This window comes from Pantoea sp. Ft-CA_14 (genome assembly GCF_024520875.1).
In the GTDB taxonomy this organism is placed as follows: domain Bacteria; phylum Pseudomonadota; class Gammaproteobacteria; order Enterobacterales; family Enterobacteriaceae; genus Pantoea; species Pantoea agglomerans.
On record NZ_JALNPM010000004.1, the window covers coordinates 16523 to 38567 of the forward strand.

At 54.8% G+C, this 22045-nt stretch carries 22 protein-coding genes and 2 pseudogenes; 15 read left to right on the forward strand and 9 right to left on the reverse strand.

All coding sequences use genetic code 11. The annotated features are described in order from the left end of the window. Positions 1-48: 48 nt before the first annotated feature. On the reverse strand, positions 49-1134 hold the full coding sequence (locus NR195_RS07955; protein ID WP_256844391.1) for a LacI family DNA-binding transcriptional regulator: 1086 nt from the start codon (positions 1132-1134) through the stop codon (positions 49-51). A gap of 193 nt (positions 1135-1327) precedes the next feature. On the opposite strand from NR195_RS07955, the gene NR195_RS07960 reads away from it, so the two are divergent. From NR195_RS07960 to NR195_RS07975, 4 genes are all read left to right on the forward strand, one after another. Then, positions 1328-2140, forward strand: a complete 813-nt coding sequence (locus NR195_RS07960) for an ABC transporter substrate-binding protein (protein ID WP_022625355.1) — start codon at positions 1328-1330, stop codon at positions 2138-2140. Positions 2141-2201: 61 nt separating this feature from the next. Further along, positions 2202-3008, forward strand: coding sequence for an amino acid ABC transporter permease (locus NR195_RS07965; RefSeq protein ID WP_256844392.1), 807 nt, complete (start codon positions 2202-2204; stop codon positions 3006-3008). Continuing rightward, complete coding sequence (locus NR195_RS07970) at positions 3001-3762, forward strand: amino acid ABC transporter ATP-binding protein (protein WP_010671731.1); 762 nt, start codon at positions 3001-3003, stop codon at positions 3760-3762. The genes NR195_RS07965 and NR195_RS07970 overlap by 8 nt, the downstream gene beginning before the upstream one ends. 19 nt (positions 3763-3781) lie before the next feature. Beyond that, on the forward strand, positions 3782-4894 hold the full coding sequence (locus NR195_RS07975; RefSeq protein WP_052271139.1) for an FAD-binding oxidoreductase: 1113 nt from the start codon (positions 3782-3784) through the stop codon (positions 4892-4894). Between the two features lie 57 nt (positions 4895-4951). Here NR195_RS07975 and NR195_RS07980 read toward each other — a convergent pair whose 3' ends face one another. Continuing rightward, a complete protein-coding gene (locus NR195_RS07980; protein WP_033759783.1) occupies positions 4952-5458 on the reverse strand; it encodes an RcnB family protein in 507 nt (168 codons plus the stop codon). A gap of 132 nt (positions 5459-5590) precedes the next feature. Then, positions 5591-6844 carry a serine hydrolase gene (locus NR195_RS07985; protein ID WP_256844393.1) on the reverse strand — a complete coding sequence of 418 codons (1254 nt, stop codon included), beginning with the start codon at positions 6842-6844 and terminating at the stop codon, positions 5591-5593. Between the two features lie 240 nt (positions 6845-7084). Here NR195_RS07985 and NR195_RS07990 point away from each other — a divergent pair, with 240 nt between their 5' ends. The 10 genes and pseudogenes from NR195_RS07990 to NR195_RS08035 all read left to right on the forward strand — a co-directional run bounded on the left by NR195_RS07990 (position 7085) and on the right by NR195_RS08035 (position 17590). After that, positions 7085-7753 (forward strand): YecA family protein, encoded by a 669-nt coding sequence (locus NR195_RS07990; protein ID WP_010671734.1) that lies wholly within the window; start codon positions 7085-7087, stop codon positions 7751-7753. 181 nt (positions 7754-7934) lie between these two features. Next, complete coding sequence (gene uhpA / locus NR195_RS07995) at positions 7935-8528, forward strand: transcriptional regulator UhpA (RefSeq protein ID WP_010251517.1); 594 nt, start codon at positions 7935-7937, stop codon at positions 8526-8528. Further along, entirely contained in the window at positions 8525-10024 is a 1500-nt protein-coding gene (uhpB, locus tag NR195_RS08000; RefSeq protein WP_167430372.1) for a signal transduction histidine-protein kinase/phosphatase UhpB, read from the forward strand. Before uhpA ends, uhpB begins: the two co-directional genes overlap by 4 nt. Before the next feature lie 9 nt (positions 10025-10033). Next, positions 10034-11362 (forward strand): MFS transporter, encoded by a 1329-nt coding sequence (locus tag NR195_RS08005; protein ID WP_010671736.1) that lies wholly within the window; start codon positions 10034-10036, stop codon positions 11360-11362. Between the two features lie 152 nt (positions 11363-11514). Continuing rightward, positions 11515-12906 carry a hexose-6-phosphate:phosphate antiporter gene (gene uhpT / locus NR195_RS08010; protein ID WP_010251526.1) on the forward strand — a complete coding sequence of 464 codons (1392 nt, stop codon included), beginning with the start codon at positions 11515-11517 and terminating at the stop codon, positions 12904-12906. 282 nt (positions 12907-13188) lie between these two features. Further along, a pseudogene (locus NR195_RS08015) lies at positions 13189-13368 on the forward strand (HTH domain-containing protein); the annotation flags it as partial. 126 nt (positions 13369-13494) lie between these two features. Further along, entirely contained in the window at positions 13495-14700 is a 1206-nt protein-coding gene (locus NR195_RS08020) for a PRD domain-containing protein (RefSeq protein ID WP_229518688.1), read from the forward strand. A gap of 18 nt (positions 14701-14718) precedes the next feature. After that, on the forward strand, positions 14719-15192 hold the full coding sequence (locus NR195_RS08025; RefSeq protein ID WP_010251532.1) for a PTS sugar transporter subunit IIA: 474 nt from the start codon (positions 14719-14721) through the stop codon (positions 15190-15192). Between the two features lie 107 nt (positions 15193-15299). Further along, complete coding sequence (locus tag NR195_RS08030) at positions 15300-16724, forward strand: PTS fructose transporter subunit IIC (RefSeq protein WP_022625346.1); 1425 nt, start codon at positions 15300-15302, stop codon at positions 16722-16724. 5 nt (positions 16725-16729) lie between these two features. Then, positions 16730-17590 (forward strand): ketose-bisphosphate aldolase, encoded by an 861-nt coding sequence (locus NR195_RS08035; protein WP_010671740.1) that lies wholly within the window; start codon positions 16730-16732, stop codon positions 17588-17590. 230 nt (positions 17591-17820) lie between these two features. Here the strand turns inward: NR195_RS08035 and NR195_RS08040 are convergent, their stop codons facing one another. Genes NR195_RS08040 through NR195_RS08050 form a run of 3 tightly spaced genes read right to left on the reverse strand, consistent with a single transcriptional unit; the run spans position 17821 to position 19325 of the window. Then, on the reverse strand, positions 17821-18306 hold the full coding sequence (locus NR195_RS08040; RefSeq protein ID WP_010671741.1) for an Hcp family type VI secretion system effector: 486 nt from the start codon (positions 18304-18306) through the stop codon (positions 17821-17823). 1 nt (position 18307) lies between these two features. After that, positions 18308-18829 carry a hypothetical protein gene (locus NR195_RS08045; protein ID WP_022625343.1) on the reverse strand — a complete coding sequence of 174 codons (522 nt, stop codon included), beginning with the start codon at positions 18827-18829 and terminating at the stop codon, positions 18308-18310. Continuing rightward, the gene (locus NR195_RS08050; protein WP_256844444.1) at positions 18810-19325 is read right to left on the reverse strand and encodes a DUF2778 domain-containing protein; all 516 of its coding nucleotides are present in this window, start codon (positions 19323-19325) and stop codon (positions 18810-18812) included. The genes NR195_RS08045 and NR195_RS08050 overlap by 20 nt, the downstream gene beginning before the upstream one ends. Before the next feature lie 238 nt (positions 19326-19563). Between NR195_RS08050 and NR195_RS22950 the strand changes: the two are divergent. Next, positions 19564-19851: pseudogene (locus NR195_RS22950) on the forward strand (class II fructose-bisphosphate aldolase); the annotation flags it as partial. On the opposite strand, the gene NR195_RS08060 reads toward NR195_RS22950, so the two are convergent. The 3 genes from NR195_RS08060 to NR195_RS08070 form a co-directional block, all read right to left on the reverse strand. Then, positions 19852-20652 carry a CDP-diacylglycerol diphosphatase gene (locus NR195_RS08060; protein WP_256844394.1) on the reverse strand — a complete coding sequence of 267 codons (801 nt, stop codon included), beginning with the start codon at positions 20650-20652 and terminating at the stop codon, positions 19852-19854. Further along, positions 20649-21074: a hypothetical protein gene (locus tag NR195_RS08065; protein ID WP_256844395.1), complete on the reverse strand. Its 426-nt coding sequence runs from the start codon at positions 21072-21074 to the stop codon at positions 20649-20651. Before NR195_RS08065 ends, NR195_RS08060 begins: the two co-directional genes overlap by 4 nt. Before the next feature lie 130 nt (positions 21075-21204). Further along, positions 21205-21561, reverse strand: coding sequence for a putative T6SS immunity periplasmic lipoprotein (locus NR195_RS08070; protein ID WP_256844396.1), 357 nt, complete (start codon positions 21559-21561; stop codon positions 21205-21207). Positions 21562-22045 lie beyond the last annotated feature (484 nt).

Here is a 22045-nt window from a genome sequence, read left to right on the forward strand (position 1 = left end):
CATCAGCCAGGCGATATACCGGTTACCGGGCTGGCCGGGTTAACCCTATTATTTCCCACTGATGAGGCTGGCCGGTGCGGCAATGGACTGGCGAATCATCAGACGGGCATCAAAGCGCGGCATCGGTCCGACGGCTTCGCCGCGTATCTCCGCGATCAGGCGTCGTGCCGCTTCACGGCCCATCTCATACACCGGTTGCGCTACCACCGTCAGCGGTGGCGTGACAATCTCACTCCACGGAAAATTGTCATACATCATGAAAGAGAGATCGGCAGGGATTCGCAGTCCGCGCTGCGTCACTTCGCGCAGCAGCCACATCGCCACCACGCTGTCAGAAGCCACCAGCGCAGTGGGCGGCTGCGAACGCTGCCACAGCTCGGCCACGATACGGGCAATCTCCGCTTCGTCCAGCGCATTCACTTTCACCATCGTCGGATCAAATTCCACGCCCGCGGCAGCAAATGCCTGCATCATGCCGCCCACGCGCTGGGCGACCGGCGTCAGGCCAAAATCCCCTGGCGTGCTGTAGTCGGTTGCCAGTGCCATGCTGGTGATATAGGCGATGTGGCGATGGCCCGCTTCCAGTAACTGCGAGGTTGCTTCTGCAGCCACTTCGGTAAATTCGCAACAGATCGCCTCCACATCAAGGTCAGTTACTGCGCGATCAAATAATTTCAGCGCTCTGCCCTCTTCCAGTACCTGAGTCAGGTGACTGTTGTGACGGTGTTCTGAACAGCAGGGCGCAACGATGATGCCGTCGACCCGCTTTTCCAGCATCACCCGCACCGCATCCTGCTCAGCCTGCAACTTCTCATCGCTGTTACTGAGCAGCAGATGGTAACCGGCAGTGCGCGCCACATCCGCCATACCGCGCAGCGCAAGACCGAAATGGGGATTCTCAATGTCGCCGACAATCACACCAATGGTATTGGAACGTCCGGTGTTCATACTGCGGGCCAGGGCATTCAGACGGTAGCCCAGCGCGGAGGCCGCGCTGTTGACCCGCTCCTGCACCTCATCACTGACCGCCCCATAGCCACCCAGCGCACGCGCCGCCTGGGCTTTGGATACTTTTGCTGCGCGCGCCACATCCGCCACGGTGGGCGCTTTAGATTGTCGTTTCTGGCTGGTCATAATTATTTTGAATCACAGGTTGATGACAGGAATATTGACGCCGAAAAAAGGCTGTGCTTAAACTCATTGTAACCCCTTGAGACCGGTCTCACAACATCAGTGTCTTAAGGTGCCACCTGTGTTGAGACCGGTCTCAATAATAATCGCTGGCTCAACAGTCTCTGATGTTTAAACCTGCAAAAACGGATGAGCTATGAAATCGCAAACCACCCTGGGCAAACTGCTCGGCACCACGCTCGCACTCTGTTCACTGTCGTTCTGTACGCTGGCTGCCAGCGATAACAATCCCTATGGCCTGATCGAACCGGGTCAGCTACGCATCGCCAGCGTCGGCGACTCAAAACCTTACACCTTCACGGATGCCAGCGGTCAGTTCACCGGCTTTGACGTCGAATTCTTCAAAGATGTCGCCCATCGTATCGGGATCGATAAGGTCGATTTTATTGGACAGGACTTCTCGGCCATCATGCCGGCGGTGGCCAACGGTCAGTATGACGCGGCGGTGGCGGCCATCGGCATCACCCCTGCGCGTGAAAAGACGGTGGATTTTTCAACCGGCTATCTGGCGGGATTTCTCACCGTGTTGACCCGCCACGACAGCGGCGTGAAGAATGTCGCCAGCCTGGCAAAACACCGGCTCGGGGTGGTTCAGGGCACGCTGCAGGAGAGCTATGCCGTCGAACACTTCACCCAGACCGATCTCGTACGCTTCCCGGATAACAACAGCGCAGTCTCTGCGCTCAACAACGGTACGCTCGACGCGATCTTCCTCGACTACGAGGCGGCAAAAAGCTACGCCGACCGCTTTAAGCTGGTCTCTGCCGCCGACATCCCCTCGTTTGATGCACCGGCCGGCATTGCCATTGCCAAAGGCAAACCCGCCTTCAAGGCCGCGCTGGACCGCGCCATTAAAGCAGCCATGCAGGATGGCACCTGGCAACGGCTCTATCAGAAGTGGTTCCCCGGATCGCCGATGCCAAAACAGTATCTGCCTGGCGGGCAGTAAAGATGCGGACGTTCGCGTCCTGAGTTAACCGGGGGATCCCCCACCCTGCATGGAGACGGCGATGGACTTGCTCACGATTCTTTCCCGCACCTTCTTTGATTTTCCATCAATGATGGAAGTACTGCCGCAGATGCTGACCACCGGGCTGGTCAACACGGTGATTATCTCGCTGGCGGCAACGCTGCTCGGCACGCTATTCGGCCTTCTGCTGGCGCTGATGGGCATCTCGCCCTCACGCTGGCTGCGTCTGCCTGCCCGGCTCTATACCGATCTGTTCCGCGGTCTGCCATCGATTCTGACCATTCTGCTGATTGGTCAGGGCCTGGCGCGCTTCAGCTATCAGCTGTTCGGTCCTACGCCCTATCCGCTGGGGATCTTCGCCCTCAGCCTGATCGCCAGCGCCTACATGGGCGAGATTTTCCGCGCCGGTATTCAGAGTGTTGAACACGGCCAGATGGAAGCCTGCCGTGCGCTGGGGATGAGTTATGGCCGGGCAATGCGACTGGTGGTGATCCCGCAGGGGATCCGCCGCGTATTGCCCGCCATCGTTAACCAGTTCATCGCCATCATTAAAGATTCCTCGCTGGTTTACCTGCTGGGCCTGATGACCCAGCAACGGGAACTGTTTCGCGTGGGCCAGGATGCGGCGGTGCTCACCGGCAACCTCTCGCCCCTGATGCTGGCAGGGCTGTTCTATCTGATTATCACTGTGCCGCTGACGCACATGGTCAACTATGTCGATGTGCGTTATCGCACCGGCCGACGTCGCCTGACTGCCCCGCAAAGTGGCTTAAAAGAGGTGGATGAAGTCAGAGCGCCCGGCGGCGCACTGGTCACTCATCCCCGGATCGGAGGCAACCATGAATAACCTGAACAGCACCACTGCCGCGAGCTGGCACGGTGCCAGCCTGGAGCTGCGCGATCTGACTCTGGCTTATGGCCCGATTGAGGTGTTGCGTAACGTCTCGCTGCGGGTCGCGCCCGGCAGCACCACCTGCATTATCGGGCCATCCGGTTCGGGTAAGTCGACGCTGCTGCGCGGCATCAACCGGCTGCATGAACCGCAATCGGGAGATGTACTTCTGGCTGATCGGTCAGTGTTGCGCGACAAGCCAGATGCGCTGCGGTTACGGATCGGCATGGTGTTTCAGCATTTCAATCTCTTCCCCGATCACAGCGCGCTGGAGAACGTGGCGCTGGCACCGTGGCGGGTTAAGGGCCTGCCCAAAGCGCAGGCGATGGCGATTGCGCGTCAGCGGCTGGAAGAAGTGGGTCTGGGTCAGCGCGCCGATCACCGGCCACGCGATCTCTCCGGCGGCCAGCAGCAGCGTGTCGCGATTGCCCGCGCGCTGGCGATGGATCCCGAGGTCATGCTGTTTGATGAGGCGACCTCCGCGCTCGATCCCGAACTGGTGAAGGGTGTCCTGACGCTGATGGCGGATCTCTGTCGTCGCGGCATGACGATGGTTGTGGTGACACATGAAATGGGCTTTGCGCGCAAAGTGGCGGATCAGGTGGTGTTTATGGACGAAGGCGAGATTGTTGAAGCCGGGCCGCCGGGCGCCATTTTTGATACGCCACAGTCGCCGCGACTGCAACGTTTTCTCTCTGAAGTGCTGTAACTGAGCAAGGAACCTGATAATGGCGGTAAAAACTGAAATGAAAGTGGTTGTTCTGGGCGGTGGCGTAATAGGTGTCTCGACGGCGCTGGAGCTGACAAAACGGGGAGCGGCGGTGACCCTGGTGACCGAAGCCGCGCTCTGTTCTGGCGCATCGGGACGTTCACTCTCCTGGCTCAACTCGGCGGGTGAACGCTCCCGCCCCTATCACGCGCTGCGCATGGCGGGCATTGATCGCTATCGCACCCTGTTTGCTCAACAACCCACCCTCGACTGGCTGCGTTTTGATGGCGGGGTTTGCTGGTTCAGCAATGATGCAGCCGGAACGCAGGCGCGGCACGCCTATGAGAAAGCACACGGCTACGACTCACAACTCATGACACCTGATAACGTGGCGCAGGCGGATGCGACGATCGATCCTGACGCGCTGCCGTCGCAGGCGATATTTAACCCCGGTGAAGGCTGGGTCAGCCTGCCGCACCTGTCAGAGTATCTGGTGAATCAGTTCCGGGCGCGGGGTGGTGAAGTGATTGAACACGCCGGTAAAGCCAGTGTGATCACCGATCAGGGCCGGGCCTGCGGCATTCGCAGTGAGCTGGGCGAACTGCGGGCAGATGCGGTGGTGGTCGCCTGCGGGCCCTGGACACCGGATGTGATTGCGCCACTGGGCGTGACGATTCCCAACGGATCGCCCGTCTCCATGCTGGTGATCACTGAGCCGGGCAAACATGAACTCAAGGCGGTGCTGAACACGCCTCGCGCCGCCATCCGGCCAAACCCCGGCAACCGTTACGCCCTGGATCACGACTGGTACGAGGCTGATATCCAGAAGCTGGCCGGAGGCGGTTACCATATTGATAAGCAGGTTGTAGCAAAGCTGGCCGAGGAAGCGAGTCAGCTGTTACGGGGTGACGAGCCGCTCAGCGTCCAGAGCTGGAAAATTGGCCTGAAGCCGATTCCAGGCGATGGCGATCCGGTGCTGGGGCAACTGCAGAAGGTGCCGGGCTGTTATGTGGCGTTCACGCATTCGGGCGCAACCCTGGCGCTGATTGTCGGTGAATTACTGGCGGAGGAGATTGTAAGCGGTGAAAAGCATCCGATGCTGGCAAGCTTTGGTGCTGAGCGTTTCAGCTAAAAAAAGCCGGTCATCACGACCGGCTGATTTTTACCGCTTATTTTAACCGCGCTTATTTTAACCGCGGAAGAAGATATCGCCCGATTTACCCATGACGATTTTGCCGGTGTCATTGGTAATAAGAATGTAGTTGGCGTTGATATAGGCCCAGTGGGTATTTTCCTGCGGAGCAGGCAGATTACGCTTTTGCCACTCATTGATGGTGTACGTTTTATCGGTGTACTTCTCTGGCACTGTGTCACCGATTTGGTACTGTTTGTAGTCGATGATGATGGTGCTGAGGTCGTAATTAGGGTGCGCGCCATTGGAAGGTGCCGGCGTGGTCGGCGTAATACCATCATTAGATTGTGAGCTGGTCGGTGCCTGGCTTTGCGCGCCACCGGCATCCGGCTGAACGCTGCCCGTATCAGGCGTAGCGGGCTGCGCATCCGGATTAGCAGGCTGAATCTGCGGCGGTGGCGGAACGGTATCCGTTGCTTCGCCAGCGGCTTGTACAGCGGGGATCAGGCTCAGCGAGCCAACCAGTAATCCCATTGATAAAAGTACACGTTGAGTCCTGCGCATAATGATTTCCACGTTGAATTTTGACAGTCAGGCTAAAGACAATGTTTATCGCACTTCAGTTCCGGCGCACTGACGCTATGTGTAAGGAAAAACAGCGCTATTCACTTTACTGCACACAGGCCAGGTAGCGGATCACTGTCCGACCACTTTATCCTGAGTTGCCAGATCGACCAACAACGCAATGCCTAAATAGTTACTCCAGTTAAAGCCGTTCTGCAGCACCACAATCGCATTGCCGTTACGTTTATCGTAGCCGATAAAACTGGCATAGCCGCCGATATAGCCCACCTGATAGGTGATCTGCTGCTCTTCGAAAGTGTCGGTCACCCAGGCGATATTCTGCGCCTGCGCGCCCTGCTGATACCACGCCTGATCTACCGCCGCGAAAGCCCGGTCCCGCGCAGCATCACCGGTAGCGCTGAGATGTGCGCGCAAATAAGCACTCAGATCGCGCGCGTTACTGTAGAGACTGGCCGCGGCCACCATGTTGCCGTGAAAATGCCAGTCAGGCGTCAGCGTGCCGCGGCGAATAAATTTCGGCTGATCGCCTGCATGGCCCAGCGCACGCAGCGGATAGCCCGTCAGCGTTTCCGGTACAAAACTGCTTTGATTCATCTTTAACGGTGTGAAGATAAGCTGTGACGCCAGCGTCTGAATATCCTGATGACAACGCGTGCGCAGGATATAACCGAGCAGCGCATAGCCGAGGTTAGAGTAGTGTGGCATGCGTACCGCGGGTGCAGAGAAGTCCGCCAGATAACTCAGCAGCTTGTCGCTATCAAGATTGCCATAGAAGTTCTCGCCAGTGTCCAGATAACGTACGAACTGCTGCAGCATCGTCAGATCCATATCCTGTCGCGGCAAACCCGAGGTGTGCGTTACCAGCTGCAGCAGCGTGATGCGCTGCGCGTCAGCGCTGAGGTGAACGCCTTCCGGCAGAAGATCGGCCAGTGTATCGCTCCAGCGCAGCTTACCCTGATCAACCAGCTGGATAATCACTTCTGCCGTCACGCCTTTACTCAGCGATCCCAGTGCAAACAGGGTATCGGGCGTGACCGGATAGCGATGCACACGATCGGTGACGCCAAAAGCGTAATAGCGGGTCGGCCCACCGCGATGAATGACCGCAATGCTGATGCCGGGAACCTGCTTCTGTTGCATGTAATGCTGCACGATGTCGTCGACATTTTCATGAAAGGTGGCGTGTGTCAGATAAACGCGGTCGCCCACCGGGGCGGAGGTTTGCGACAGGGTTCCACATCCCGCCAGCAGGAAGATAAAGGCTGGCATGAATCGCGTCATTAATCTGCTGATCCACTGGCCGCCAGGGGTCAGCCGTGCAAGGGAGACTGCAACAGCCGGCCTGCCAGTAAATCCATTTTTCATATATTAATCATTAACTTATTATTATTTAACACGCAACTGTCTGGCTGGAGCGCAAAAATGTACCATAAAGTGCTGTGGGCTATCGCCTGCACAACGGGATGAAAGTGGTGCTAAACGCGGTTTAATCACCGCAGCACGCCCGAACAGGGTTAGCTGTGTTGCAGTCCACAAGGGTGTACACTGCTGCGGTTTTAAGGCTCAACGCCGCTGAAATTTTTGAAATGCCCGGGAGGCAACCGCATGAAAGAAGGCCCACTGTCCGAAAAAGAGCTGCAATGGCTGGAAGATATGCTGGAAAAATATGGCAGCGAAGCATCGATTATTGATGTCTCCGAGCTCGACGGCCTGCTGACTGCCGTACTCTCCGGTCCCGTCACCGTCGAGCCAAGCCAGTGGCTGGTGGCACTGTGGGGTGGCGAGAAGCAGATCCCAAAATGGAGCAACGAGCGTGAAATGACGCGCTTTATGTCGCTTTGCTTCCAGCATATGAATGATGTGGCTGACCGCTTATCTGAATTCCCTGAGCAGTTCGAACCGCTGTTTGGCATCCGTGAAATGGAAGGTCTGGAATTTACCGTGGTGGAAGAGTGGTGCTTCGGCTACATGCGCGGTGTCGCGCTGACCGACTGGACTGCCCTGCCGCAGGACCTGCAACCCGCGCTGGACGCCATCGCTCTGCACGGCGTGGAAGAGAATCTTGAAAAGATCGATGCCATGACGCCGGACGAGATGGAAGCCAGCATTGAAGCTATCCGTCCTGCTGCGCTGGCGCTGCACGATCACTGGATCTCCCAGCCTGAAGCGATTCCCGTTCCCCAGAAGCCTGTCGCGGCAGAGAAACTGCCTGGCCGCAACGATCCCTGCCCGTGCGGCAGCGGCAAAAAATATAAGCAGTGCTGTCTGCACTGATCGGCTGCTTAGCCTCACGATCTGCCGGGCGGCGATTCAGCCCGGCATGCTTCTCTCACGATCCACGACAGTTTGACCTGCATCACTCTACCCACTCCCTTACCTGAATAGACTGCTCACGACTTGAACAGCTTCGTGCTTATCGCTAAGGTAAGCGCGATTTTACCCGCCAGGAATAAACATGATCACCATCGCGCTTATTGACGATCACCTTATCGTCCGCTCCGGCTTTGCCCAGTTGCTGGGCCTGGAATCGGATTTCCAGGTCGTAGCGGAATTTGGTTCTGGCCGTGAGGCGCTGGCAGGTTTACCGGGCCGGGGCGTTCAGGTCTGTATCTGCGATATTTCGATGCCGGATCTCTCCGGGCTGGAGTTGCTGAGCAAGCTGCCGACGGGCCTGGCCACCATCATGCTGTCAGTCCATGACAGTCCGGCACTGGTGGAACAGGCGCTTAATGCCGGTGCGCGCGGATTCCTCTCTAAACGCTGTCGTCCCGATGAGCTGATCGCGGCGGTGCGCACGGTCTCCACAGGCGGTTGTTATCTGACACCAGAGATTGCGATCAAGCTGGCCGCTGGTCGGCAGGACCCGCTGACCCGACGCGAACGTCAGGTGGCAGAAAAACTGTCGCAGGGCATGGCGGTAAAGGAAATTGCCGTTGAGCTGGCGCTGTCACCGAAAACCGTACATGTCCACCGCGCGAATCTGATGGAGAAGCTCGGCGTCAGCAATGATGTGGAGCTGGCGCGCCGCATGTTTGATGGCTGGCAATGAGCCCCTGTGTTTCGCGGCTGATCTCCATTGTCGCCAGCTTTTTCATCTTCTCGGCGGCCTGGTTCTGCCTGTGGAGTATCAGCCTGCACCTGGTGGAACGCCCGGAGCTGGCGGTGCTGCTATTCCCGTTTGGCCTGCGTCTGGGGCTGATGCTGCAATGTCCACGCGCTTACTGGCCGGTGTTGCTGGCAGCTGAGTGGATCATGCTGATCTGGCTGGCGAAGGTGGTCGCGCTGGCGCATCTGCCGCTGTTAATGGCAGGCAGTGTACTGACGCTGCTGCCGGTGGCGCTGATCTCCCATTACCGCCATCAGCGTGACTGGCGCACGCTGCTGAGCCAGGGCGCGGCTCTGATCGCCGCGGCGCTGCTGCAGTCCCTGGCGTGGGCGGGACAGCAGGAGATGCTGAACGCCCTGCTGCTGACGCTCACCGGTGGTCTGACGCTGGCCCCGACCTGCCTGGTCATCTGGCACTACCTCACCAGCACCCGCTGGCAGCCGCTGGGACCGGCGCTGGTCTCGCACCCGGTCAACTGGCGCGCCCGGCATCTTATCTGGTATCTGCTGCTGTTTGTCATCAGTCTCTGGTTGCAGCTTGGCCTGCCCGCTGAACTGTCGCGCTTTACGCCATTCTGTCTGGCGCTGCCGATTATTGCGCTGGCCTGGCACTACGGCTGGCAGGGTGCGCTGATTGCTACGCTGATGAACGCAATCGCGCTGATCGCCAGCCAGACCTGGCACGATCATCCGGTCGATCTCCTGCTCTCGCTACTGGCGCAAAGCCTGACCGGACTGCTGCTGGGTGCCGGTATCCAGCGGCTGCGCGAGCTGAATCAGTCGCTGCAGAGTGAGCTGGCGCGCAACCGGCGCCTGGCGGAACGGCTGGTCGAGACAGAAGAGAATGTGCGCCAGGAGGTGGCGCGCGAACTGCACGATGATATCGGTCAGACGATTACGGCAATCCGCACTCAGGCGGGCATTGTGCAGCGCCTTGCGCCGGATAATGGCCGGGTGATCCAGAGCGGCGTCCATATTGAGCAGCTCTCACTGGGTGTCTACGATTCAGTGCGGCGACTGCTGGGACGTCTGCGACCCCGCCAGCTAGATGACCTGTCACTTGAACAGGCAGTTCGCTCCCTGATGCGTGAGATGGAGCTGGAGGATTGCGGCATCGTCAGTCACCTTGAGTGGCGTATTGATGAGACGCTGCTGAGCGAAGCGCAGCGCGTCACGCTGTTTCGCGTCTGTCAGGAGGGGCTGAACAACATTGTGAAACACGCCAGCGCCAGCGCCGTGACGCTCAAAGGCTGGCAACAGGATGGTCGCGTTTTACTGGTGATTGAAGATGATGGCTGCGGTCTGCCGCCAGGTTCCGGTCAGCAGAGCTTTGGTCTGGTCGGGATGCGCGAACGCGTGAGCGCGCTGGGCGGATCGCTGACTATCTCCTGCACCCATGGAACCCGCGTCAGCGTGCATCTGCCGCTGCGTACGGCCTGAGGAATCACCGTGTTTAACTTTCTGAAAACGCCCGCTAACGCCGCTCCGCTGCAGGACAAAAGTGAGATTGACAGCCGCTATCGCTACTGGCGGCGGCACATCATGTCGACCATCTGGATCGGCTATGCCCTGTTCTACTTTACCCGCAAAAGCTTCAATGCGGCAGCGCCGGAAGTGATCGCCAGCGGCGTGATGATGCGCACCGATATTGGCCTGCTGGCGACGCTATTTTACATCACCTACGGCCTGTCGAAGTTCTTCTCCGGCATCGTCAGTGACCGCTCCAACGCCCGTTACTTTATGGGGCTGGGGCTGATCGCTACCGGCGTGGTCAATATCCTGTTTGGCTTCTCCACCTCACTGTGGGCCTTTGCGCTGCTGTGGACCATCAACGCCTTTTTCCAGGGCTGGGGCGCGCCGGTCTGCGCGCGCCTGCTGACCAGCTGGTATTCGCGCAACGAGCGCGGCGGCTGGTGGGCACTATGGAACACTGCGCACAACGTTGGCGGTGCGGTTATCCCGATCGTTATCGGTGCAGTGGCGCTGCACTATGGCTGGCGAATCGGGATGATGATTGCGGGCAGTTTAGCGATCCTCGCCGGACTGTTTCTCTGCTGGCGTCTGCGCGACCGGCCTCAGACTGTCGGCCTGCCCGCGGTAGGCGACTGGCGACAGGATGAGATGGAGATGGCGCAGCAGCAGGAAGGCGCAGGTCTGAGTCGCAAAGCGATCCTGACCCGCTACGTGCTATTCAATCCCTATATCTGGCTGCTGTCGTTGTGTTACGTGCTGGTCTATGTGGTTCGCGCGGCGCTCAATGACTGGGGAAATCTCTACATCTCCGACACGCTGGGGGTGGATCTGGTGACGGCCAACTCGGTAGTCACCCTGTTTGAGCTGGGCGGTGTGATAGGCGCACTGGTCGCGGGCTGGGGCTCGGACAAGCTGTTTAACGGCAACCGTGGGCCGATGAACCTGATTTTTGCAGCCGGGATTTTGCTTTCCGTCGGCTCACTGTGGCTGATGCCCTTTACCAGTTACGTGATGCAGGCAGCCTGCTTTTTTACTACCGGTTTCTTTGTCTTTGGCCCGCAGATGCTGATCGGCATGGCGGCAGCCGAGTGTTCCCATAAAGATGCGGCGGGCGCGGCAACCGGCTTCGTCGGTCTTTTCGCCTATCTTGGCGCGTCACTCTCCGGCTGGCCGCTGGCGTGGGTTATCGACGTCTGGCACTGGAGCGGCTTCTTTGCGGTCATTGCCACGGCGGCGGGGATCTCCGCGCTGCTTCTGCTGCCGTTTTTAAATGCTCAGGCGCCGCGTCCCCTGCCTGAAGCGTGATACGCCTCTCCTTTTTGCCCCGAGTGGGGCAAAACTAAGAAATTTTCCTGGTTTCGCCTGGATGCTGTCTCAGGCCAGTCTGGCGGCAGGTTTTTACAATGCCAGCCATTCGCTGCCCATTGCAGCTATTCCAACCAGGAGAATCCCCTTCCATGCTGGCATTCCTTAAACAGGTGCGCAGACCAACGCTGGATCTGCCCATCGAACTGCGGCGCAAGATGTGGTTCAAGCCGTTTATGCAGTCCTATCTGGTGGTCTTTATCGGCTACCTGACCATGTATCTGATCCGCAAAAACTTCAATATCGCGCAGAACGATATGATCACCACCTACGGACTGAGCATGACGCAGCTGGGGATGATCGGTCTGGGCTTCTCCATCACCTATGGCGTCGGGAAAACCCTGGTCTCCTATTATGCTGACGGCAAAAACACCAAGCAGTTCCTGCCGTTTATGCTGATCCTCTCGGCCATCTGTATGCTGGGTTTCAGCGCCAGCATGGGCACCGGATCTGTCAGCCTGTTCCTGATGATCGCCTTCTATGCCTTAAGCGGATTCTTCCAGAGTACCGGCGGCTCCTGTAGCTACTCCACCATCACTAAGTGGACGCCGCGCCGCAAACGGGGTACTTATCTTGGCATGTGGAATATCTCGCATAACCTCGGCGGTGCCGGTGCGGCGGGCGTTGCGCTGTTTGGCGCCAATGTGCTGTTCAACGGCCACGTGATTGGGATGTTTATCTTCCCGTCGATTATCGCGCTGATTGTTGGTTTTATCGGCCTGCGCTACGGCAGCGACTCCCCGGAGTCTTATGGCCTGGGCAAGGCCGAAGAGTTGTTTGACGAAGAGCTGAGCGATGAGGACAAAGAAGCTGAAGATGAGTCGATGACCAAATGGCAGATCTTTGTTGAGTACGTACTGAAGAACAAGGTGATCTGGCTGCTCTGCTTCGCCAACATCTTCCTCTACGTGGTGCGCATCGGGATCGATCAGTGGTCAACGGTTTACGCCTTCCAGGAGCTGAAGCTCTCTAAAGAGGTGGCGATTCAGGGGTTTACCCTGTTTGAAGTCGGCGCACTGGTGGGCACGCTGATGTGGGGCTGGTTATCCGATCTGGCCAATGGCCGCCGTGCGCTGGTCGCCTGCGTCGCGTTAGCGCTTATTATTGCCACGCTCGGGATCTATCAGCATGCCAGCAACCAGTATGTTTATCTGGCGTCGCTGTTCGCTCTGGGCTTCCTGGTATTTGGCCCGCAGCTGTTAATCGGCGTCGCCGCAGTCGGCTTTGTACCGAAAAAAGCGATTGGCGCAGCGGATGGTATCAAAGGCACCTTCGCCTATCTGATTGGTGACAGCTTCGCCAAACTGGGCCTGGGCATGATTGCCGACGGCACGCCGATATTTGGCCTGACCGGCTGGGCAGGCACCTTTGCCGCACTGGATGCCGCTGCTATCGCCTGTATCTGCCTGATGGCGCTGGTTGCGGTGATGGAAGAGCGTAAGATTCGCCGCGAGAAACGGCTACAGCGTTTGAAGATGGCGTAAAGATAGAATCAGGCCCGGCGTAAGCCGGGCTTTCCCGCCAGATTCCGCCCTCAGCCATTGATGTAGCCCCACCAATCGGATCACTGCCAGTCAGCCCGCCAAACCTTCCCATCCCCTTTCACTTATTCTTTCACCTCGTCCCCGATTATTTAAGAAATTCACTGTCAGGTGGTCAGCCGGACCACCAGGTTGTGGCCATGTTTTAATATTTACATGGCATAGTGCCTTTGCTTAGATGATAACTGACAAGGCGAATAACGGATTAAGCGGAACCTGATGATGATGAAGGCGCTGACTGAACGGCAACTGACGATTATGCGACAGCTTATTTCTCATAACAGTTATGTGAGCCTGCACGCTATTTCAGAAAAAACGTCTATTACACCCAGAACTCTACGCCGCGATATTGCCGACATTAACGAAAAACTTTCTGACCAGGGAATCAATCTCAGCGGAAAAAGTGGGAGAGGGATCACAATTAAATTCGCTGATGCGCAGTCGGAAATAGCCGCGCGCCGGATTTTCTCAACCGAGGCGGATGATTTCAGCAGTAACTTCAGGATGCTGAAAATAGCGTCGGATTTATTAATGCTGTCACCAAAAAGTTCATCCATCAGCGAGCTGGCGGATAAATATTTTATCAGCCGCGCCTCGATAGTGAATGATTTAAAAACATTAGAAGCATGGTTACATCAGTTTGATTTAACCTTATTAAAAAGCCGTGTCGGAACCAGCATAAAAGGCAGTGACCATAATATTCGCATGGCGATGAAAGCGCTGGTGTTAAAATCGATTTATAACCGTCAGGACATGATGGAAAGCCGTCTGGATGAAAGCACGCTGCAGGAGCTTTCAGAGAAATTTGGTCAGCAGGCTGTCCATTTTACCCTGCAATTAATTAATTTTATTGAACAGCAACTGCAATATACGATAAGCGATCCTTACTACATCAATTTATTTACGCATATTCTGGTGCTGATCCACCGCAGTCACTCGCCGATGCACAGGACCGACGCCCGCGCGGTGTCGATGAACCGGGTCAGCGACCATCACGCCTGGCAGGTGTCACTGGCGGTGATAGAACGCATTGAGACCGCTTACAACACGGTACTGGTGGCCGAAGAGTCTCACTCTATCTATCAGTATCTGGTCTCTTCGGGTAAGGCGGGCGGTGAGTCACCACAGCACGATGACTCCCTGATTTCAGAGCGTGAAACCCGCTTTGCTGAGGCGCTGATCGCCCGGGTGGCGCAGCGCATCAACATTGAAATCACCACCGACCAGAACCTGCAGGCGTCATTGTCCTCGCATATCAAGCCGATGCTGAACCGCCTCAGATATCACATTCGGATTAAAAATCCGCTGCTGCATGATATCCAGACCGAGCTGGGTACGGTGTTCGCCGCCGTTAAAGCGGTAATCAGCCAGCTAACGCAGGAGTACAGCCTGGATGAAATCAGTGACGATGAGGTGGCTTATCTGACGGTGCATATTCAGGCGGCTATCGAAAACAGCATCAAGGTAAAACGGGTATTGCTGGTCTGCTCCAGCGGTCTGGGCACCTCGCAGCTGCTTTACGGACGGATTATCCGCGCCTTTCCCGACTGGAAAATTATCGACATCGTTCCAGGGAAAAATATTGCTGACTCCCTGAAACGACATGAGTGTGACGTGGTGATTTCCACCATCCGGCTGGAACCGCTGGAAAAACCGGTGGTGTATGTCTCGGCCCTGTTCTCGGCGAAAGATATCGCACGGGTAACAGAATGTCTGGTATCGAATTCGATTAATTAATGATAATGGAGAAGCAAAATGACGACAGCCGTGGCTATTAACGAAGTATTAAAAGAAGAGTGCATTATTCTCGATGTCGATTGCCAGACCAAAGAGCAGATTATTTCTCAACTGACCGACCTGCTCTGCCAGACCGGGGCCGTCACCGATAAAGTCGCTTTCCTGAAAGATGTTTATCTGCGTGAGGAATTAGGCTCTACCGGATTTGAAAATCATATTGCTATTCCGCACGGTAAATCTGCGGCCGTCGCCAAAACCCGCATTGCCGTGGGTCGTTTACGCCAGGATATTCCGTGGGAGACCATCGACGGCACTAAAGTCCGGCTGGTTATTCTGTTCGCGGTAAAAGAGTCCGATAAAGATGTGGGCCATATCAAAATGCTCGCCAAAATATCCATTGCGTTAGGCGATGAGGATGTTGTCGAGCAATTGCTTAATGTCCCGCATCGCGAAGAGATGTTTCATTTACTGTTATCCCGATCGGGAGCCTGAATAAACCGGAGAGCAGCATGAATTAAAAAATAAAGGAGGTATTCCAGGTTGTAGCCATCCCTTCAGACCGAAAAACATAAATATAAAATTTTCACTGGAGAACATTTATGAACATTATTGCCATTACCGCCTGTCCTACAGGTGTCGCCCACACCTACCTTGCCGAAAGTAATTTAAAAAAAGCGGCTAAAAAACTGGGCCTGAATGTATTAGTTGAAACCCAGGGCGCGATTGAAAGCGAATATATTTTCAGCGACGACGATATTCATCAGGCGGACGTCGTGTTGATCGCCGCAGATAAAAAAGTTGAGATGGCGCGCTTCCAGCATAAAAACGTGATTGAAGTGCCCGTTACCCGTGCCGCGAAGGATGCTGAAGGCCTGTTAAATGCCATTGTTAACGGCGAACTGGCTCCCAGGCTGGCCAACTCCGCTCCGCAGGCCAGTGCATCTGAACCGGCTAACAGTGCCCGTGAGGCGTCGGGTTCCCGTTCCTGGATTTCAGAGATTTATGTGCACCTCATCACCGGCGTAAACCTGATGATCCCGTTTGTGGTAGCAGGCGGCATTTTAATCGCACTGAGCTTTTCATTCGGAATTACGGCGGCCACACCAGGGGACGCGAACTTCAGCCCGATAGCGAAGATGCTCTCTGACATCGGTGGCGGTTCCGCCTTTGCCCTGATGCTACCGATTCTGGCGCTGGGGATCAGCCAGTCTGTCAGCGGCAAAGCGGGCATCGTGGCGGGCGCCGTGGGTGGGATGATGGCGATCCACACCGGCTCCGGCTTTCTCGGCGCGCTGATTGCCGGCTTCCTGGCCGGATACATCACGCTGCTGATCAATAACCATATCCATCTGCCCAAAGCGGTCGCCGGACTGAAACCTATTTTAATCGTGCCTCTGTTAAGCGTGCTGCTGACCGGCGCACTGATGGCGCTGCTGATTGGTGAGCCGATCAAAATGCTGCTCGGCTGGCTGACCGACTTCCTCAGTTCGCTGGGTAACACCAATGCGGCCATTCTCGGCCTGCTGTTCGGCATGATGGTGGCCTTTGATATGGGTGGCCCGCTGAATAAAACCGTCTGTATGTTTGCGATTGGCCTGATGTCGAGCGGGGTTTACGGACCGATTGCCGCCTGTATGGCGGCAGGCATGGTGCCACCGCTGGGCATCGCGCTGGCAACCACCCTCTTCCGCCGCAAGTTTACCGAGCAGGAGCGTGAGACCGGCAAGGTCACCTACATCCTCGGTCTGTCATTTATTACCGAAGGCGCGATCCCTTACGCGGTCGCCGATCCGCTGCGGGTCATCCCGGCTATCGTGGCGGGCTCCGGGTTAGCAGGCGCCCTCTCAATGATGCTGGGCTGTGCTTCCCGCGCTCCGCACGGCGGCATTTTCGTCATCTTCATTCCTAACGTGATCAGCAACGTCATGGGTTATCTGTTTGCGATTGCCGCAGGCAGTCTGCTGACGGCGCTGATCCTGCTGTTCCTGAAAAAAGATATCTCCGTTCCTGCAAAACAAGGATAAAACCTATGCTTTACAACATGAAAGATCTGCTCAGCGTTGCCCGACAGCATCAGTTTGGCGTTGGTGCGTTTAACATCGCCAGCGCGGAGTTTGGACGTGTGGCGGTTGAGACTGCCGAGCGACTGGATTCACCGCTGATTCTGGAGATCCATCCTGAAGAGATGGCCTTCACCGGCCCGGAATTTATCGGCTATCTGCGGACGCTGGCGATTCAGGCGCGCGTGCCGGTGGTGATCCATCTGGACCATGGCCGCTCGCTGGAAGAGGTGATGAAGGCGATCTACGCCGGTTTTACCTCGGTGATGATTGACGCCTCGTCTCACCCTTTCGAACAGAACATTGCGCTGACGAAGAAGATTGTCGAGATAGCGCACACGATTAATGTCTCTGTGGAAGCGGAGCTGGGCACCATCGGCGTGGCGGAAGGCAGCGGCGAAGGTGGCAGTAACGAGATTCTCTATACCGATCCGCAGCAGGCCGAGACCTTTGTGCGCGAGACCGGCACCGACACGCTGGCGGTCGCCATCGGTACCTCGCATGGCCTCTACCCCAAAGGGAAGCAGCCGAAGCTGGATATCGAGCGCCTGCAGCAGATCCGTAAGGTGGTTGATATCCCGCTGGTGCTGCATGGCGGTTCGGGCAACAAAGACAGCGAGGTCGCGGAATCAATTCGTTATGGCGTCGGTAAAATCAATATCTCCAGCGATATGAAGAAGGCGTTCTTCGTGGCGCTGGAACAGGAGCTGAAGCTTGGGGGTCACGAGCCTAATTCCCTCTTTGTTAAACCGATGCAGGCGGCGAGTGAAGTGGTCGCGGCGAAGATGGCGCTGTTTAGTTCGGTGGGGAAAGCGGCGTTGTATCGGTAAGGGGTTGTGTGGCGTGGATGGTGGCTTGAAGACTGGTAGGAGGCCGGGAAAAGGCACCGATGAATAGGTGCCTTTTTTAGATGTTGTACAACCGGATAACGCGGTCGTAACGTTTTTCGAGCATGCATGGAGGTCGTCACTAAATCCCCCATTACACCCCGGTAACGTTTTAATTACTGCTTCACTGCCAAGGAGAACTTAGCTATACCCCAGGAAACAGGATTTTAATCTCAGGACCGAACATTCCAGTCATCCGTATACTGCACATTACCATCAACGTAACGCCAGGTGATTTTGTCGTACATCAGGGAAAGGCTTTCCATATGGTTGATCTGCGAGTTTCCTGCCATTTTAGCATTTGGCATCCCCGGATTAATGCCAGTCACCTTCACCCCTTCGATAGTCATAACAAAATAGCATTCCTCTTGCCCGGCATGGTTAATGCGATACCAGCGAATCTCCGCACTTTTCAGCGTCTGACCAGTAGCAACGGCTTTGTATAAGTATGGGCTGGCGCTATCAAACTCTTTTTCAATCATAATGGGAGAGTGTGATCGCTTGCCGGTGATTTTACCGTTGGCACTATCCACTGGAATATTTAAACCGTGACTGAAGCCAACAATTTCGATAGAACCATCACGATCCTGAACGTCTACTGATCCCTTAATATCTGCACCGCCGTCATCTTTAAGCCACATGTAAGCTGGAATAGGCATTTTACAAACTCCTTTTGAATGTGCATTTCTTCATAATAAAGTAATAGCAGAAAATGGCTAAAATCAGGTTGAAAGCCATAAGTGCAGCCATAGCAACATCTGAAAATTTTTCTATGTCCGGAAAAACAGCCTGGTAAGGTACAAAACGGACGAATAACCAAAGCAGCATTACAAAAATGATTATTTTTATCAATCGTCGCACGGTAGAGAAAGCCCACTCTTTAGGGAGGCAAGATGGGGTCACTTTGTGAGTAAGGCCGTTAAAAAGGGTGATAATCGCACTCATAACCGGAATGCTGATTAGAGTATTAATTAAAATAGAAAAGTAATCCCGCAACGACTCCCAGGCCTCTAAGTCAGGTTCACCCAGAATGAAATGGGTAACGTTCAGAGCGCTTTGGAAATCAAATAAGGCTGTTATAGAGTCAACTAATCCATCATAGGGAACTTCTTTAGCTACGAACAGCATAATCACAGTAAAGAGCGCCAATTTTATAAAGAGACTAAGGACATGTTTTGCCATTGGCAATTACCTCAATCGTTCCATAGGCCTTTAACTTCCTCATACAAGGAACCCCTATTTTCTGGGTCCTTAATAATGCATTGCGTAACAGGGAAAAATCAGAATCATGCGGAAGTGTGATACAACCCTCAGAAAGAACGCCGGGGTGCAAACGAAAGTTACCACGCTTAACGCTATCAACCCAGGTGTAATCATCAATTGCCCAATCATCCCGCCATATTGCAAACCATTCGGAATGCCTGAACGTAGCACCGCTGGCAAAATGATTATAAATATCCCTTACACCGGCATTTAGTTGTGATCGGAGGCCTCCCTCAGGACGGTCAACAATCCAGTATTTACCCGCTGGTACAGGCCCCTCTTTAGGAATCATTCCACAGGCACCACGATTACGATAAGCACCATTGCCAGAGAACGCTAAAAACGTTCCCACACCCGGAAAGGATAACGGTGAGTAGTCAGCATCATTAATAACAAACTTTCCATGTAGAGCCATTGATAATCCTTGCATCTATAATCCTTTGTGCGCTTATCCTACGCTGGTGAAAAGAAAATGAGCGATAATTTTCCCTGGAAAAAGTCTGAATTTAAGAAATAGGATGATTATGTTAGCAATAAGTCACTTAACAGATGTAATTAATATGCGTTTATGGCTTGTTATTTAACCTGAGAGTAACAGAGATGTTATAGCTCAACAATCATGTATAAATGACAAGCTTGTAACAAGCTTACTATTAATTAATATTCCACGTGTACTGCATGGCGGTTCGGGCAACAAAAACAGCGAGGTCGCGGAGTCAATTCGTTATGGCGTCGGTAAAATCAATATCTTCAGCGACATGAAGAAGGCATTTTTCGTGGCATTGGAGCAGGAACTGAAACAGGGCGGACACGAACCTGATTCAATGTTTACGAAACCGATGCACGGGCGATCGTCCTCGTCAGCCGGGTTCTTGCTGGCAGAGGGTTTGATTACACCAGAGTGGCTGGGTCGGTGGAGGATTAAGGGTGATAAGGTTTAGTTACTTCCCGACTGCAACGTCAGCTGGCGGCGCTGAAAGAATAGCGCAGCGTTTATCCAGTAGGGACTCAACAGACGCCCGATTACCCTTATCCCAGCCGCGCCGGGTAGTTAGCAGGATAAACCCTTTTTCTCCCGAAAACGTCGCCGGGATGAGCGCCACACCAGACTCTGCCAGCTGCGGCGGCGACAGCCGGAAATGGCGTGCCACGGAGGAGACAGGATAAATCCCCATCGCCGTCTGCTGCATAACGCGACGGGCATAGTAGGTGTGGTTCAGCAAACGGTCGGGCAAGGGTCGCCAGTCATTATGAATAAAGGGGCGCTCGGCCTGAAGCTGGCGATAGACATCTTCCCGCAGGCAGGTCAGATGAATATGCAGTTGATTCTGGCTGCGGCCATAAGCGGAATTCAGCGCCATGCCGAGCCGATCCTCAGGCACTTTAGCGCCATAGGCCGCCATCAGACGATAGCGCATTAACCAGGCGTAGCCGAAATAGTCGGGACGTCCGGGGCGCGACAGCGCAATGCTCTCAATGCCGGACATCGCCATCGTGGGCACAAGAATAAAGTGCAGCCTGTGGCGAGGATTCTGGATAATACTGAAGCCCTGCGTGTTGTCCTGCGGCAGATAGATTTGCTGGCAGGGAGCCGGATCGCGACGATAGTGATAGTTATTCATGCAGAGGTCATGCGTGACCGTCCACAGCGCGTCAGAGCGGGCGCATCCTGTCAGCAGCAGCACGATGACCAGCGGCAGAGACCGGCATCGCCGTAACAATTTCCCGTTCAGGCGACTCAATTATTCAGAACCCTGGTCATCTCAACCTCATGGGTTGTGGGATTAAAGTACAGATAGAACAGATCCCCATCCAACTTATCAGGCCTTGCCCATATTTCCTTCTCGCCCAGACTGCGATTTTGCTTCACGTATCCCAGCTTTTCGAGATAAGCCTGCAGCGATGCAGTATCTGTAGCCCCCTTAAATACGATACTATTTGAAGGTGAGTATCCGTCGCCAGGGTGCGCTTCAAAATAGTAGTTGTCCGTTATACGCGGCGCGTTTTCAATGTCCTTGTCTGTCAGTGTGTGATAGCTGAAGAAGTCATTTTCTTTATAGACAGTCGTTTCATCAGAGCCCGATGCAGTAAGCCAGAAAAACAAGCCAATGAGAATGAGGACGGTGGCAGCCACAAGTGCGGACCACTTAAACAGGTTTTTCATTGCCTCGTCCCCATGAATAAGAGTGATGTCCCATCATTGGTAACTACCTTAACTACCGCAGATGTGAAGTCGTTAAGCCTGGCCTGATGACATGCGTGCGTTTATGAGAATCAAAGGGCCGTTATGCCCCCTATTCTTTTGGATAAGAAAAATCAGCAGTGACTAAATGCGACATTGATTTATCAGATTGAACATCATAGGCGAAATAGTAACGTTCTCCAGTTGTGAACTTAAATCCAAACACAGGAAGGCACTCACCTTTTGGAACATAAACAGGTTTGTCATCAAAAACCTTGTGAAGAGAGTTGCTTTTATCGCTGTTGATTTGAATGGCAGTAATCCTTTCTTGTGGCTCCAGTGGCGACACCACACAAACTTGCTTGTCTTTGATAAATGCCGTTGTAGATTCGCGCTCCACCATTCGGTCGCCAGGCCCAGGGCATCCCGTTAAGAGAAATATGGCACCCAGCATCATCTTGTTTTTCATGATTAACGCCCCTTCCCTGTTACGCTTTTCTGATAAAGCGTGGGGACATCCTGCAACATATTATTGCCCCTGTACATCCCCATGCGCCCTGTCCTCTGATAGAAAAAACACTTACTCATCCCATAAACCAGTAGTAACCAATAGTCAACTAAAATAGAGACTTACTGTTCAGGAGAGTAATCAGGTTACTGGCCTGCTTACACGACCTGATGTGCCTCCTGCTGATTAACACTCGCTTGTCATCACCTATATGGTCAGTGAAAGCGCAGGCGTTAAACCGGCTGCAGGGTTGACCTGAACGTTTGCCATCAGGCCCTATGTCCGAAACCCACAGGGGTTAGCGCAGCAGAACTGACGACCCGGTAACGCCGGGGAGCCGAAGGGGAGCATAAGCATCAGGATTTAAAAACCGTCAGCAGTCAGGTACTGACTCGGTGTCTGTTTAATTACGCCTGCCAGCATGATTTTTGTTATGAAAAATGCT

What these genes read in the sequence shown, in the direction of transcription:
- uhpB (WP_167430372.1), top strand. Translation starts at nt 8,525, where the DNA reads ATGAGCCCCTGTGTTTCGCGGCTGATCTCCATTGTCGCCAGCTTTTTC.
- NR195_RS08070 (WP_256844396.1), bottom strand. Translation starts at nt 21,561, where the DNA reads ATGAAAAACAAGATGATGCTGGGTGCCATATTTCTCTTAACGGGATGC.
- NR195_RS08025 (WP_010251532.1), top strand. Translation starts at nt 14,719, where the DNA reads ATGACGACAGCCGTGGCTATTAACGAAGTATTAAAAGAAGAGTGCATT.
- NR195_RS07970 (WP_010671731.1), top strand. Translation starts at nt 3,001, where the DNA reads ATGAATAACCTGAACAGCACCACTGCCGCGAGCTGGCACGGTGCCAGC.
- NR195_RS07975 (WP_052271139.1), top strand. Translation starts at nt 3,782, where the DNA reads ATGGCGGTAAAAACTGAAATGAAAGTGGTTGTTCTGGGCGGTGGCGTA.
- NR195_RS07955 (WP_256844391.1), bottom strand. Translation starts at nt 1,134, where the DNA reads ATGACCAGCCAGAAACGACAATCTAAAGCGCCCACCGTGGCGGATGTG.
- NR195_RS07980 (WP_033759783.1), bottom strand. Translation starts at nt 5,458, where the DNA reads ATGCGCAGGACTCAACGTGTACTTTTATCAATGGGATTACTGGTTGGC.
- NR195_RS08050 (WP_256844444.1), bottom strand. Translation starts at nt 19,325, where the DNA reads ATGGCTCTACATGGAAAGTTTGTTATTAATGATGCTGACTACTCACCG.
- NR195_RS08045 (WP_022625343.1), bottom strand. Translation starts at nt 18,829, where the DNA reads ATGGCAAAACATGTCCTTAGTCTCTTTATAAAATTGGCGCTCTTTACT.
- NR195_RS08020 (WP_229518688.1), top strand. Translation starts at nt 13,495, where the DNA reads ATGCTGTCACCAAAAAGTTCATCCATCAGCGAGCTGGCGGATAAATAT.
- uhpA (WP_010251517.1), top strand. Translation starts at nt 7,935, where the DNA reads ATGATCACCATCGCGCTTATTGACGATCACCTTATCGTCCGCTCCGGC.
- NR195_RS07965 (WP_256844392.1), top strand. Translation starts at nt 2,202, where the DNA reads ATGGACTTGCTCACGATTCTTTCCCGCACCTTCTTTGATTTTCCATCA.
- NR195_RS07990 (WP_010671734.1), top strand. Translation starts at nt 7,085, where the DNA reads ATGAAAGAAGGCCCACTGTCCGAAAAAGAGCTGCAATGGCTGGAAGAT.
- NR195_RS08065 (WP_256844395.1), bottom strand. Translation starts at nt 21,074, where the DNA reads ATGAAAAACCTGTTTAAGTGGTCCGCACTTGTGGCTGCCACCGTCCTC.
- uhpT (WP_010251526.1), top strand. Translation starts at nt 11,515, where the DNA reads ATGCTGGCATTCCTTAAACAGGTGCGCAGACCAACGCTGGATCTGCCC.
- NR195_RS08035 (WP_010671740.1), top strand. Translation starts at nt 16,730, where the DNA reads ATGCTTTACAACATGAAAGATCTGCTCAGCGTTGCCCGACAGCATCAG.
- NR195_RS08040 (WP_010671741.1), bottom strand. Translation starts at nt 18,306, where the DNA reads ATGCCTATTCCAGCTTACATGTGGCTTAAAGATGACGGCGGTGCAGAT.
- NR195_RS08030 (WP_022625346.1), top strand. Translation starts at nt 15,300, where the DNA reads ATGAACATTATTGCCATTACCGCCTGTCCTACAGGTGTCGCCCACACC.
- NR195_RS07960 (WP_022625355.1), top strand. Translation starts at nt 1,328, where the DNA reads ATGAAATCGCAAACCACCCTGGGCAAACTGCTCGGCACCACGCTCGCA.
- NR195_RS07985 (WP_256844393.1), bottom strand. Translation starts at nt 6,844, where the DNA reads ATGAAAAATGGATTTACTGGCAGGCCGGCTGTTGCAGTCTCCCTTGCA.